Here is a 12,954-nt window from a genome sequence, read left to right as displayed (position 1 = left end):
GCTATTAAAAATGGTCTTTCCAGTCTCGTAACGCGGCGAAAACCTGTTCCGGGGACGTCAATTTATTACCTGAATGCTGCTGGACACTGTGTTTGGCCTGATTGCTGTCAGCCCGCAAAAATGGATTAACGGCTTTTTGCTGGCCAATGCTGGACGGTAAAGTAGGTTTTAAGTCGACTCTCTGAGATTCTGCCCAATCTTTATAGTTCAATAAATCTTGATTATCGGGTTCAACCTGCTCGGCAAATTTGATGTTAGCCAAGGTATATTCGTGGCCACAATACACCGGAGTCTCATCTGGCAGCTTTTGTAGTTTCTGTAATGAAGAATGCATCTGGTTAGCTGTGCCTTCAAATAAACGCCCACAGCCTACTGAAAATAGGGTGTCGCCACAAAACAAACCAGTATCGCCATAGTAGGCTATGTGATCCAAGGTATGGCCTGGTATGGCTATGACTCTGAAGCTGGTAGTAATCGAGGGCAGGGCGATCGTTTCCCCTTCTTCTACCGACTGGGTAATTTGGGTGATCTTAGGATTGGGCGGCCCGAAAACCTTAGCCTCGGGAAATGCGACTAACAGACCGTCAAGGCCATTGGTGTGATCCCAGTGATGGTGAGTGACCAGGATATCTGTGACCGTCAAGTTGCGTGTGGCGCAATACTTGAGCACAGGTTGGGCATCGCCCGGGTCAACTACCACACAATTTTCACCCTGCACCAGACACCAAATATAATTGTCCTCGAAGGCTTTAACAGGAACGACTGTTACCAGTGACATAATGACCTCCAGGTTACATATTTATTACATTGCATACACATTACTCATGCTAATATTAGTAGCACGTTTGGCAGTTAATTGCTCATGCTGCTAACAGGCTCGATAATCTGTAAATATTCAAGCATTATACAGATCCTGGTACAAGGTGCATGTGTGACAGACTACTAGTTAAGTATGATTGGTGTAGTATGTGTATATGTTTAGCCTCAAATGTAAACAACAGCGAATTAAATGAAACCGGCGTTACTCGATACCAAACCCCGTTATCCCAGATCGTGGCAAGCCCTGCCCCTAGGCGCGGAGCTTAAGGCGGTGGTCGAAGCCCAACTGGAAGTTATTACCCAGCATTTTTTTGGTTATCATATGGTTAAGGTCGGCAATTTAAGTTGCGAACTTAAGCTGACACAGTGCTCAATTAAACACTGTGTGAATATGATGTCAAAAACCAGTGAACACTCGTCTATGTTATCGTTATCCCGGGAAATGGCGCTACTGAAAAATAGTGTAGATGCCTTTGTACTGGCCCATGAGCTGGATTTTGCCCAGGATCCCCACCAAATTTTGCGCGAAGTGGACCGGGCTATTATGCCCGATGGTGATCTGGTTATCGTAGGCTTTAATCCCTTGAGCATTACGGGCTTAGCCAAGTTATTATCTTTTAATCGGCAAAGCTTGTTGCACGAAGCCCGCTTTTTTAGTGTGCCCAGATTAAAAGACTGGTTGCATTTGCTCGGCTTTGAAGTGATGGATGTGAAATATCAGCCGTTTTCGAAGTTTATGTTAACGCAAAAAAATAATGTCTGGAGTCGCTGGTGCGAAAGGTTTTTGCCGAAACTAGCCAGTGTTTACATTATTGTGGCAAAAAAACGTACCGTGCCCATGTCACTGATAAAACCTAAATGGCAACCTAAACCCAAATTTGCTGCGGTGGGGGCGAGTATGCGAACGGGCGGCTTTGATCACAACGCCCGGCAAAAACAACAAAGCTAAAAAAACCTGTTTTAAAGCAGGTTTTTTAGGTTATTAACTTAACGACTAATTTTTAGTGTTATTTGACTTTCATGCCTGGCTGAGCACCGGCGTGAGGTTCGAGGATCCATAACTCATCGCCGCCAGGGCCAGCAGCTAATACCATACCTTCAGACAAGCCAAAACGCATCTTGCGCGGCGCCAGGTTGGCCACCATTACCGTCAATTTACCTTCTAAGTCTTCTGGCTGATAAGCGGATTTAATACCAGCCAATACCTGGCGAATGTCACCGCCTAAATCGAGCTCCAGGCGCAATAACTTGTCGGCTTTTTCAACATGTTCGGCTTTGACAATTTTGGCGATACGCAAATCAATTTTAGCGAAATCTTCAAATGTTATGGTTTCAGCTATGGGATCTTTGGCCAATGGGCTGTTGGGATCCAGGGTCACAGTGGGCGCCAGGTTTTCTTTAGAGTCGTCGATCATGGCGTTTACCTTATCCATATCTACCCGTTGCATCAGGGCTTTAAATTTGTTGATGGGGTGGTTTTTGAGCACGTGCTGCGAGCTGTCCCAGCTTAGTTCATCATTGAGAAACACCTCGGCTTCTTTGGCCAGCATAGGTATCACAGGTTTTAAATACACTATTAACAAGCGAAACAGGTTGATGCCCAATGAACATACGTCATGGGTGAAGGCCTGTTGGCTGTCATCTTTAATGGTGACCCAAGGAGCATTGCTATCAATAAACTGGTTGGCTTTATCTGCCAGGGCCATAATTTCACGAATAGCCTTATGATACTGACGTTGTTCGTACGCCTGGGCAATACTGCCTTGGGCCTGCTGGAATTCGGCTACCAGTTCAGGCTCAAGTACGTTATCAGATAACTTGCCATCGAAGCGTTTGGTAATAAAACTGGCACAACGACTGGCGATATTCACTACTTTGCCGACCAGATCAGAGTTAACCTTTAAGGCAAAATCTTCGAAGTTAAGATCGATGTCGCTCACGTTGGCACTGAGCTTGGAGGCGAAATAATAACGCAGGTATTCCGGGTTTAAATGCTCCAAATAAGTACGACCTTTAATAAAGGTACCTTTGGATTTAGACATTTTGGCACCATTAACGGTAACAAAACCATGCACATTGACGCCTGTGGGTTTTCTAAAACCTGCGCCTTCGAGCATAGCCGGCCAGAATAAACAGTGGAAGTAGGTGATGTCTTTACCGATAAAATGATACAGCTCGGCAGTGGAATCTGCCGCCCAGAAGTCATCAAAGTTGACGGAATTTTTATCACAGAAGTTTTTAAAACTGGCCATATAGCCAACCGGGGCATCTACCCACACATAGAAAAACTTACCCGGGGCGCCGGGAATTTCAAAGCCGAAATAAGGTGCGTCGCGGCTGATGTCCCACTGCTGTAAACCTTTTTCGAACCATTCTTGTAATTTGTTGGCGATTTCCCCTTGCATGGCATCGCTTTGCAACCACTGTTGCAGCATGTCAGAAAACTGCGGCAAGTCAAAAAAGTAATGTTCCGAATCCTTGAGGATAGGCGTGGCACCTGATACTACCGAGCGGGGATTTTTCATTTCTGTGGGGTCGTAAGTGGCGCCACATACATCGCAGCTATCACCATTTTGGTCCTCAGCGCCACAGCTTGGGCAGGTGCCCTGGACAAATCGGTCCGGCAAAAACATCTGTTTTTCAGGATCGAACAATTGGCTAATGGTGCGTTTGGAAATATGCCCGGCTGCATCTAGGCGATTATAGACCAGCTCACACAGCTCTTTGTTTTCGTCGCTGTGGGTGACATGGTAGTTGTCATACACCACGTGGAAATCAAGCAAATCCTGATGATGCTCGGCTTGAGTACGGGCAACCATTTCTTCCGGGGTGATCCCCAGTTCCTGAGCTTTTAACATCACAGGGGTGCCATGGGCGTCATCGGCACATACGCTATAACATTCATGACCGCACATTCGTTGGTATCGTGTCCAAATATCCGTTTGGATATGCTCGAGAAGATGGCCTAAATGGATAGAGCCATTGGCATAGGGAAGGGCACTGGTAACAAGAATTCTACGTGGTTGTGAGGGCATGTTGATATATGTTTTATCGTTTAATTAAAAAGGTCGCAAATGGTATCGAAAATACGTCATCATTGCATTACGTAAATCCACCACAAGCTGTATTTTAAGCCAACAGGATCAGAAGAGTTATGTTTTTTAGTCGACCTTCCCTCGAACAGAATATTCAAAACTGTGTTGCACAGCGCCTGGCAGCGGCCTTTGACCTTAATGCCAAACAAGTCCAGTCCTGGATAACGATAGCAGATGCGAAGGTGTTAATTACCTTGCCTTTTGCCGCCCAAAGCTATCATGCTGACCTACTCGCTGTTATAAAGACAGCGCTGGGTGAGTTAAAGCTCAAATGTGATGAGCTGCTGATCGAAACCGCAGTGACAGCCTCGCCGACCCGTTTACCGAAAATAAACAAGATCAAAAATATTATTGCCGTGGCATCAGGTAAAGGGGGCGTTGGCAAATCTACCACCAGTATTAATCTGGCGTTTGCCTTAATAGCTGAAGGGGCGAAGGTAGGGCTGCTGGATGCGGATATCTATGGCCCGTCTGTGCCCATTATGCTGGGTAATACTCAGGCCAAACCGGCCTCCCGTGACGATAAAACCATTCAGCCACTGAAAGCTCATGGTCTGGTTGCTAGCTCCATCGGTTATTTTGTACCTGCAGAAAATGCCACAGTGTGGCGCGGGCCCATGGCCAGTAAAGCCTTGCAACAATTGCTAAATGAGACCGATTGGCCCGAGCTGGATTACCTGATTGTGGACATGCCACCGGGCACGGGAGACATTCAGCTGACGTTAGCCCAGCAAATGCCCGTAAGTGCGGCGGTAATCATCACTACCCCCCAAGATTTAGCCCTCGCGGATGCCCGCAAAGGGATCGCCATGTTTGATAAAGTTGCTGTGCCCGTACTGGGGTTAATTGAAAATATGAGTTATTACCTGTGCCCCAATTGTGGGCATGAGGATCATATTTTTGCCCAGGGGGGCGGTGACAGGCTGGCCACAGAGTACAAATTACCCTTACTGGGGCAACTGCCACTTACTGCTAAAATTCGTCAATACGCCGATGAGGGTAAACCCTTGTTGCTTGAACTGCCGGACGATCCTTTGAGTGTGGCCTACAAACAATTGGCCATAGCGGTAAGCAAACAGCTATATCTCAACTCGCAGGATGACTTGCGGGTGTTAAATGTGTAATACCAATTGGCATAAATACATTGTACATCCACCTTTGCCTCAGCATAATTGGCCGGCGGTTAATCACTAATAGAAAAATTGAGTCAAAATATGCGCTTGTGCGACAGAGATATCTTTACCCATATTCAGGAAGGTAAAATTAAAATAAGCCCCGAGCCTGATTATTCAGAGATAAGCGGTGTTACCGTGGATATCCGGCTGGGAAATAAATTCCGGGTGTTTGTAGATCATCAGGCACCATACATAGATTTAAGTGGCCCCAAGGCTCAGGTTCAAGAAGCACTGAATTCGGTGATGAGCGACGAGATTGTCATTGCCCCAGATAAATCGTTTTTTTTGCACCCAGGAGAACTTGCCCTGGCTGTGACACTGGAGTCGGTTACCTTGCCCGCCAACATAGTCGGCTGGCTGGATGGGCGTTCATCATTGGCGCGTCTGGGATTGATGGTGCACGTGACCGCCCATCGTATCGACCCTGGCTGGTCAGGCAATATCGTGCTGGAATTTTTCAACAGTGGTAAATTGCCCTTGGCCCTCAAACCCGGAATGAAAATCGGTGCCTTGAGTTTTGAGGTATTATCCGATTTTGCCGAGAAACCCTATAATGCCCGCATCGATGCCAAGTACCAAAATCAGCAAGGCGCCACCGCCAGCCGTATCAGTGGTGACGATAAAACCATCGCTAAATAGAAAACCAGGATTGCTCGGTTGAGTAAGCGGGCTCTGATCTTTTCGCTGCAGTACAGCAAAAGGCCGGTTGGCAGTAATAACACTGCAGCGGATGGGCCTGAATTTGTTTAACAAATAGGCAAACGCACTTAACAGGCATATTTTACGTTGCAAAGCGGGAGAAATTCCGTAAACTGCGCCTCTTCGGTCGGTGTGTAGCGCAGCTTGGTAGCGCACTTCGCTGGGGGTGAAGGGGTCGTAGGTTCGAATCCTATCACACCGACCAATTAATTCTTGTGTCTTTCAAGACGTTTTATTTTTATCTCCACCAAATTCATTTTTGTACCTTTCAAATGCTATGACCTATTAGTTACGACTCAAAATTCTCGTGCTTGATTGACTCACGTATGCCCTAAGGTCCGCACCAGATACCAAATACCCGCTAGGGTGCGAGGCGTTAAATCTTGCGGATATTAGCCTGTATGAAACTACCGAATGGCCGAGTCAGTCCGAAGGCGTAAAAGTTTGAGCATTTATTTTTTGCATTTTTTGTTCGATTTAATGCTGCAGCACTTCTAACAACATTATAAATCAATAAAAAACAGCGGCTAGTTCCCCCATCCAGCTCCAATAAAATTTAATGCAAAGCACTCCCATTAACAGATTCTGTAAACAAAAGTTCCTGATTTACCGGGGGCGCAGTATAAAAAAGTGATACTCGCTTAGGCGGAGATAAGCTCAATATGATGGTTTTTCAAATCCATATAAGTGGCACAATTGCGACCAGATCGTTTCGCGTAATACAACGCTTGGTCCGCCCCTTTGATGAGTTCATCAATATTATTTTTGGGGCCAGGGGCAATTGATGTGCAGCCCAGCGAAATCGTTACCTTGTCATCCGCTGACGCTGGATGAGGAATGTTAAGCATAGATATTGAGGCAACGACAGAGCTAGCTATTAATTTCCCGTCAATGACGGGGGTTTTAGGTAAAAGCATTGCGAATTCTTCTCCACCCACCCTGGCGACCATATCCGAATCACGTAAAAGAAATTTATTTAGCCTCTGGGCAATTTCTATTAAAATTTCATCTCCACGTCCATGTCCCAAATGATCATTAATCATTTTGAAATGATCGATATCCGCGCTAAATAACACAATAGAATGACGTTCCTCGACCGCGCTTTGCCAGATTTCCGTTAATTTTTCATCAAAGGCTCTTCGATTAGCAATTCCTGTTAGGGCATCTGTGTTTGAATCCTTTACGGCTTTTTCCATTTGTAAATTTATTCTATGAGATCGATGTAATTGGCGCTGAATCTGTGAGTAGAGGTTTGCTAACTTTAAAAAACCACCGGTAAATTCCTTGCGAGGATGTAGCTCTATGAAAAATAATGGTTCATCAGTTTGTCGCAGCTCTAACCTAGAAGTTCTTAACATATATTGACTAAGCGGATCACACAGGCGGGTTTCAATCAGTTCAATGGTTTTATTTCGCCTCATCATACGCAAGTCGTGCTGCCAGCGGCTTTGGTCAAAAAACATGAATTGTAGGCTGCGTTGGTGGTAAAGAGGCCATAGATTGTCGAACGTTTTGCTGCTTTGCAAAAGTTTACCGTTTCGGTTGCAAATCGCAGTCGGCATTGAACAGGCATTGAGCAAAACGGTTATTTCAGTTGAGTGAAATACCATACATTACTGACTGGAATAATATTCACGTCCAACCACCGAATCATCAGGGTTAAGATGTAAAGTGACCTTACAATGGTCGTGATTAATAGCAATCGATTCATCAATGGAAACTTTTGCATACCCGATATTTTCTGCGGCTATAACACCAAATACGTTAGAGGTCATCATGCACAACGCAGGTCGTTCGAACACATCTTTGCCAAAGGGACAATGCGTGTTCCCGAATACAATTTTATCGATTGACTCCTCAATTACATAAAAGTCGCCGCCAATTCTCGCCTTTAAATCAACCAATATTTCAATCACTTGATTTCTGGTTAATTTTTTAACTTTCAAAGCATTACGATATTGAGTATCTATGTGCTCCCCCATTTTGCCACCAACCATCGAAATAAAACCTTCAGCTTCTTCCATGCCTATAATTTCTTGCAATGAACCGCATAAATGATTGAGTAACAATTTAACGAAGTTTTCGTTGTTCAAGGGAATATCAATAGATTTTATTGGGATTAACTGGGCTTGGTTATTCATTATTAATACCTTTATTGCCGAATTTGAGGAAAATACCTTAAATCGTTGAGGTTACTTGTTGGCTGAGAATACTTTGTTCTGGCAATCCAAATTAGTGAAGACACTTACTTCCTCTTTGAGCAATTATCTACCCGCCTGATGTTAAGAAGGGATTACCTTCAAACCTATAATTGTATTTTGTTTCCTTAAAATAACTATTAGACTTTCGTAGCAACATAGGCAAAATCTCATTTTAGCAACCGCCGACATTAGTCGGTATCCGGTCATTATTGATATCTATGACTATCTCTAGCTCTCAGTGAGTGTGTTTCAAATATTTATTCTTTTATGTATTTCTGCATCTGCGAATTATTTAGCCTGAGCCAATTTAGCCGCCTGAATGGCTAACCCTTCGCACACTGAATTAAAGGCATCGCCCTCTATGTTTGGCAGGTGAGGCAGCATGTTCTCTTGCAGTTCTTTTTTCACTATGGGTGACAAACTCATGCCGCCGGTAATAAATAACATTTCTGGTGGTTCGTCGCTGTTTTCCAGACATTCACTGACCAAACGTTTCACTTTGCCTAGCCAGGATTGCATGGAACGATCCAGGTCTTTAAGGGTAAGGTTAACGTCGTAATCTGGCTCGATATAATGTAGTGGCAAGGTGATTTCATTTTTTGACGATAACAATTCTTTTGCCAAGCGAGATGAATTGACCAGTCGGGCCGACAGTTTCTCTTCCTGCACTATGAGTAATCGTTCTAACAATTTAGGCTCTTTCACCAGCGACTTAGTTTGGGCAATTTCCAGGTGGTATTCGTCAGAGAAAAAATGATTTAGTTTGGGGATATCATCTACCGCACACATGTCTGTAAAGAAGGTAGGGGGCACAGTCAAACCGTTAAACATCGTTAAACCTTGGCCCATGGTGGGGGCAATAGATTTAACGATCAGACTCTTATCACATTCCATACCGCCTAAACGCGCACCTGTTACAGAAAGCACATCTTGTTGACGATCAAGGTTGGCCAGTTTTTCTGGTGACAAGGTTATACAGCAAATATCCGTGGTGCCGCCGCCAATATCGATCACCAGTACATTAGTGTGTTTAGTCAGGGTACGTTCAATTTTGTAAGCCGCAGCTATGGGCTCTTCGAGAAATTCCACATGGGTAAAACCGGCCATTTTGCCAGCTTGAGTCATGATCTCAATGGCCTGGGTATTGCCATCTTCTCCTCTGGAACCATGAAATCTAACCGGGCGACCAATTACGGCAGTATCAACAGCTTGTTGGAGTTGTTTTTCTGCACTTAAGCGAAAGAACTCTAATTGTTTGGCGATCATGCCCACAAAAGCTTGTTGCTGCCCGGCGATCAAACTGGCCCCTAAAAAATTCTTCGGCGAATAGATTAGGCGGCCTTTATCGGGGGTTTTTAGATAACGCTTAAAGCCCTCTTCACCAAAGGCAAATTTTCCTGTTGCGACCAACTGATGCAACGGTAAATCTTGCACAGTCATGTCGTTTAACAATATTTCAATGGCGCGGCGTTGCAAAGCAGGAAGATTGTGAAACTCGGCCCGTAAGTCATCTATTCTGGCGCTATACAGCCGTTGTTCTTTGGGATCGGTAGCTTCGTAATATCCCTCTTTGGCTTTATCAATCTGCGCAGCGACGGCGCGTTTTATTTGCGCGACTTTGGCTTCAATAATGGTATCTGGGGGTAAAGGCAGCTCCCCCTCATAATAGATAAATACTGACGAACGGATCTTATTTGTCGCATCTTGCGTGGGGTCGAGTTTTATAAAATGGTGCTGTTGCCCATCAAAAAAGATCACCTCGGAATTTGAGGTGCCGTAATCTATACCAATTGCTGCCATCTGTACCGTCAGTTCATTTCAAAAAAGCCCCGGATTGTAAAGTAAAAACCGTCTTAACTCATTAATTGTTTTGTTTGGAAGGTGTGGGGCAGAGCGGTTGTTTGCTGGGAAATACCTTATGACACCTTTTTTACTGCCCGATAGCGAATGCAAACCGCCCAACTGTTGCCGCCACCAGCCGTGCTCAGGGCCCGAAAATGAACCAGGTTCCGGACCTATTGTGCTGGAATCGTTACCCTGGCTGGTATGCCCTGGATTATAAAAGTGAAATTCTTTGGGAAAAATATCGCCCGACTAGCCAAAAAGGTGGCTTTTGCCTTAGTGAGCATGGTGCCGCAGCCAATATATAGCATTACGAACAAAACCCGGAACATCCCATCCCTAGAAGCGACTGGCATGCGAAGGAGTGGCAAGCCAAAGTGCATGAAGCAGCGTGGGAATCCTACAGTCAACGTCCATTCATTTGGGGCCTTTTGTCTGGAATATGTTTGACTTTAGCGCAGTCAAACGCCGTGAACGGGGCAGCAAGGCATTAATGATAAAAGGTTGCTCACCTTTGATCACAAAACCAAAAAAGATGCCTTTTTCTTCTATAAAGCGAACTGGAATCCTGAGCCAAAGATTCATTTAACCAGTAAGCGTCATCAGCTTAGGCACAAAGCCATCACTGCGGTGACGGTTTATAGCAATCAACTTGCCCAAGTTGTCTTAAAAGTAAATGGTAAAGAGGTCGGTTGGGTTATGCCCAATGACTATAAAGTTGCTCTTTGGCCGGAAGTAACACTGCAGGAGGGCACAAACGCCATCTCTGTTAGTGGTAGTGTGACCTATCAGCAGCAGACGCATACCGATCATGTGAGCTGAATTTACGATCCAACCGCAACCTCACAAAAACCAACAACAACAGAAATGAAACGCATTAAAGGTGATGGAGGGTTTGGGCAGTAGATTTTTAATCTGATTGAGCCCCAACAAATGCCGCTCTCATTTAGAGCGGCATTACATTGACACCTAGTGCGCCGAGATTAGTCCGTAGAAGATCGCAGCGGAGGCCGTCCCGGATGAAAGTCCTCTACTTGGTAAGGTAAATACACCGCAAGACCCCGAGTCTTGAGCTTTGCATTGTAAGGTGTCGAGTAAAGCGTTGATAGGGGAAACCATAAGCTGAGTATTGAGCTGCGAAATCCCCACTCTTGAAAAACACCGTACCAACCAACTTCTGGAACCGGTGATGACTATTCGTTATTAGGTACATCTATTAATTACGTGTTCTTGTATAATCACCCGTCTAAACATACGCTGGTTCTGCCACTTGAGAGTATTAACTCACTTGAACCCATTAGCTCGTCGAAACTGACTAGCTCGCCTATTCCAGCTAAGTCGGCATAACACATCATTTCTACTAAATGCCTTTTGTGAAATAGGCTAATACGAGTAATTAATATGAAAAAAACATTCGTTTTGTCTCATCCTAAAATCAAACTGCCGAGGTTGATCGAGGCGATCAAATTTGAAGTGAAAAAATATCTTAGGCGTGAAAGAAACAAGTCAGTTCCGGATGGGGCAGATTTTTGGGATTTTGACTGCCGTTTTGGCACGGATAGAAACAATGCAGAAGTGATTCATCTTGGATCCATTAACCAGCATATCGATGAAGCTGAGAAAAATGAACTAGCGTCATTTTACTTGGAAATTCTCGCAAAACCCGGAATTAGAAAAACGAGCAACTGATTGAAAAAGGGGGGAGTGAATCGGTAAAATTCACCCCCCTTTTTCGACTTGCCTATGAACTCATGATTTAGCAGCGCTAAATGCCAAGGGAGCCTAGCTTAATATACCTACCTTATTCCAGGCATTCATTACAGGGATTTACTCTCGATTTTTCGTAATGAATTTTTTTTCCTAATAAAGTTTTAACTCCTTCGTGAAATATGCAGGCTAATATCATTAGGGATTTACTGCTAGCTGGCGTTTATCTATTAGTAGCTTAAACATAGTGCGGCTATTAATGATTAAAAATACGCTTTCAATAATGGCACCACCGATGGAACCCACTATGTAGTTGTGGCTGAACCAGCACATGCTACCTATTAGCATAAATACACGCATACGGAGGCCCTTCTCACGAAACATCGCCCATGTTCCTACACTGGAGCCTAAAATGGGTAACACGTGCACAGGCTCAGTGACGTTAGGTAACGTCACTAGCAATAGGGTAACAACGAAACCTACCATGACCCACATATTGCGAGTATGACTTGAAATATAGGTACGTAAACTGCCTAAACCGGCTGCAAATGCAGCGGACCATAAGCCCAACATTAAAAATTGAATACTCATAAGTAACGTAAATATAGTGAGATTACGTCTGAGTTTATGGTCTTCTTTATGACGAAAAGCACTTGCTCCTACAAAAAGTGCAATAAGACCAAAACATTGGGCCCAAGGATTAAGCCAAAATAAGGAATTGAGCGAATCCATGGCATTCATTAATGTGTCCAATTAACGTATCACTCCAACTCACTGTTGCTGATCCCAGTGATACAAATTTGTATAACTAACAAAAAATAACGGTAGATGGGTTAATCAACAAAACCCAAATATGCAGCTAGTATGCGTTTCAACATGTCGTCTAAATTTTAATATTGTTGGAGTTTTAAATCGTCAATCCTTGCTTAGGATCGCACCAAAATTTTATGGGTGTTTGTCAGTAGGTTGTTGTAATGGTGTAAAAGTATTTTTCAAAATTGCCCAAATATCGACAGCTCATATTTTAATCTTTTAACTGTTGAAAAGCCAAAGAAAATCAACCTGCAAGCTTAATGAATTGGGCGATGTAAGCGAGTCTGGGCTTACTGTTTTCTTTCTGTTAAAGGCAAGTTGTTAGCATGTTATAAATAGGCGGAAAAAGAAAAAGGCGAAAAAGCGAAAAAGGGGTCGGAGTGAATAAACACTTAATCCTTAGTTGCTCGATGGTCGTCCCTGTTTCTTTTGGTCGATTTTTGCATTTTGGGTTGTTCAAACTGCGTTTTAAAGTTGTTGCTGCCGAGCACCTTGATGGTCAGTTAGCCTTAATCAAAAAAATAGGCATCGGGCGACAGCAAAAATTATCTTGCCAAATACCCATTCGGTTATCATATAAATATTTGTTACCATACTCGCCTT

Annotated in this window: 12 protein-coding genes and 1 tRNA gene; 7 read left to right on the top strand and 6 right to left on the bottom strand. The window is 44.1% G+C overall.

Features of this window, described 5'->3' with window-relative positions:
• Nucleotides 1-4: 4 nt before the first annotated feature.
• Nucleotides 5-778: a hydroxyacylglutathione hydrolase gene (gene gloB, locus AC3RV5_RS14150; RefSeq protein ID WP_489728271.1), complete on the bottom strand. Its 774-nt coding sequence runs from the start codon at nucleotides 776-778 to the stop codon at nucleotides 5-7.
• Between the two features lie 231 nt (nucleotides 779-1,009).
• Here gloB and AC3RV5_RS14145 point away from each other — a divergent pair, with 231 nt between their 5' ends.
• Nucleotides 1,010-1,768: a methyltransferase domain-containing protein gene (locus tag AC3RV5_RS14145; protein WP_489728270.1), complete on the top strand. Its 759-nt coding sequence runs from the start codon at nucleotides 1,010-1,012 to the stop codon at nucleotides 1,766-1,768.
• A gap of 58 nt (nucleotides 1,769-1,826) precedes the next feature.
• Here the strand turns inward: AC3RV5_RS14145 and metG are convergent, their stop codons facing one another.
• Nucleotides 1,827-3,854 carry a methionine--tRNA ligase gene (metG, locus tag AC3RV5_RS14140; RefSeq protein ID WP_489728269.1) on the bottom strand — a complete coding sequence of 676 codons (2,028 nt, stop codon included), beginning with the start codon at nucleotides 3,852-3,854 and terminating at the stop codon, nucleotides 1,827-1,829.
• A 119-nt stretch (nucleotides 3,855-3,973) separates the two neighbouring features.
• Between metG and apbC the strand changes: the two genes are divergently transcribed.
• From apbC to AC3RV5_RS14125, 3 genes are all read left to right on the top strand, one after another.
• Nucleotides 3,974-5,038 (top strand): iron-sulfur cluster carrier protein ApbC, encoded by a 1,065-nt coding sequence (gene apbC / locus AC3RV5_RS14135; protein WP_489728268.1) that lies wholly within the window; start codon nucleotides 3,974-3,976, stop codon nucleotides 5,036-5,038.
• 90 nt (nucleotides 5,039-5,128) lie between these two features.
• Nucleotides 5,129-5,728 carry a dCTP deaminase gene (gene dcd, locus AC3RV5_RS14130; protein WP_489728267.1) on the top strand — a complete coding sequence of 200 codons (600 nt, stop codon included), beginning with the start codon at nucleotides 5,129-5,131 and terminating at the stop codon, nucleotides 5,726-5,728.
• Between the two features lie 188 nt (nucleotides 5,729-5,916).
• Nucleotides 5,917-5,993: transfer RNA gene (locus AC3RV5_RS14125), tRNA-Pro, on the top strand.
• A 436-nt stretch (nucleotides 5,994-6,429) separates the two neighbouring features.
• Here the strand turns inward: AC3RV5_RS14125 and AC3RV5_RS14120 are convergent.
• The 3 genes from AC3RV5_RS14120 to AC3RV5_RS14110 all read right to left on the bottom strand — a co-directional run bounded on the left by AC3RV5_RS14120 (nucleotide 6,430) and on the right by AC3RV5_RS14110 (nucleotide 9,789).
• On the bottom strand, nucleotides 6,430-7,314 hold the full coding sequence (locus AC3RV5_RS14120; protein ID WP_489728266.1) for a diguanylate cyclase: 885 nt from the start codon (nucleotides 7,312-7,314) through the stop codon (nucleotides 6,430-6,432).
• A gap of 87 nt (nucleotides 7,315-7,401) precedes the next feature.
• A complete protein-coding gene (locus AC3RV5_RS14115; protein ID WP_489728265.1) occupies nucleotides 7,402-7,929 on the bottom strand; it encodes a methanogen output domain 1-containing protein in 528 nt (175 codons plus the stop codon).
• A gap of 348 nt (nucleotides 7,930-8,277) precedes the next feature.
• Nucleotides 8,278-9,789 (bottom strand): Hsp70 family protein, encoded by a 1,512-nt coding sequence (locus AC3RV5_RS14110; RefSeq protein WP_489728264.1) that lies wholly within the window; start codon nucleotides 9,787-9,789, stop codon nucleotides 8,278-8,280.
• 197 nt (nucleotides 9,790-9,986) lie between these two features.
• Between AC3RV5_RS14110 and AC3RV5_RS14105 the strand changes: the two genes are divergently transcribed.
• From AC3RV5_RS14105 to AC3RV5_RS14095, 3 genes are all read left to right on the top strand, one after another.
• On the top strand, nucleotides 9,987-10,139 hold the full coding sequence (locus AC3RV5_RS14105; protein WP_489728263.1) for a hypothetical protein: 153 nt from the start codon (nucleotides 9,987-9,989) through the stop codon (nucleotides 10,137-10,139).
• 196 nt (nucleotides 10,140-10,335) lie between these two features.
• Nucleotides 10,336-10,653, top strand: coding sequence for a hypothetical protein (locus AC3RV5_RS14100; RefSeq protein WP_489728262.1), 318 nt, complete (start codon nucleotides 10,336-10,338; stop codon nucleotides 10,651-10,653).
• A gap of 579 nt (nucleotides 10,654-11,232) precedes the next feature.
• Nucleotides 11,233-11,520, top strand: coding sequence for a DUF6172 family protein (locus AC3RV5_RS14095; protein ID WP_489728261.1), 288 nt, complete (start codon nucleotides 11,233-11,235; stop codon nucleotides 11,518-11,520).
• A 216-nt stretch (nucleotides 11,521-11,736) separates the two neighbouring features.
• On the opposite strand, the gene AC3RV5_RS14090 is transcribed toward AC3RV5_RS14095, so the two are convergent.
• Entirely contained in the window at nucleotides 11,737-12,291 is a 555-nt protein-coding gene (locus AC3RV5_RS14090) for a YgjV family protein (RefSeq protein ID WP_489728260.1), read from the bottom strand.
• Nucleotides 12,292-12,954: the final 663 nt, after the last annotated feature.

The sequence above is a fragment of the Paraglaciecola sp. IT1134 genome (genome assembly GCF_058068185.1).
Note: the sequence above shows the minus strand (reverse complement) of the source record. Positions and strands in the feature narration are given on the sequence as shown.

Bases quoted from the DNA above. Each gene is read 5' to 3' on its own strand.
- gloB (WP_489728271.1), bottom strand. From the start codon at position 778: ATGTCACTGGTAACAGTCGTTCCTGTTAAAGCCTTCGAGGACAATTAT.
- AC3RV5_RS14145 (WP_489728270.1), top strand. From the start codon at position 1,010: ATGAAACCGGCGTTACTCGATACCAAACCCCGTTATCCCAGATCGTGG.
- metG (WP_489728269.1), bottom strand. From the start codon at position 3,854: ATGCCCTCACAACCACGTAGAATTCTTGTTACCAGTGCCCTTCCCTAT.
- apbC (WP_489728268.1), top strand. From the start codon at position 3,974: ATGTTTTTTAGTCGACCTTCCCTCGAACAGAATATTCAAAACTGTGTT.
- dcd (WP_489728267.1), top strand. From the start codon at position 5,129: ATGCGCTTGTGCGACAGAGATATCTTTACCCATATTCAGGAAGGTAAA.
- AC3RV5_RS14115 (WP_489728265.1), bottom strand. From the start codon at position 7,929: ATGAATAACCAAGCCCAGTTAATCCCAATAAAATCTATTGATATTCCC.
- AC3RV5_RS14110 (WP_489728264.1), bottom strand. From the start codon at position 9,789: ATGGCAGCAATTGGTATAGATTACGGCACCTCAAATTCCGAGGTGATC.
- AC3RV5_RS14105 (WP_489728263.1), top strand. From the start codon at position 9,987: ATGAACCAGGTTCCGGACCTATTGTGCTGGAATCGTTACCCTGGCTGG.
- AC3RV5_RS14095 (WP_489728261.1), top strand. From the start codon at position 11,233: ATGAAAAAAACATTCGTTTTGTCTCATCCTAAAATCAAACTGCCGAGG.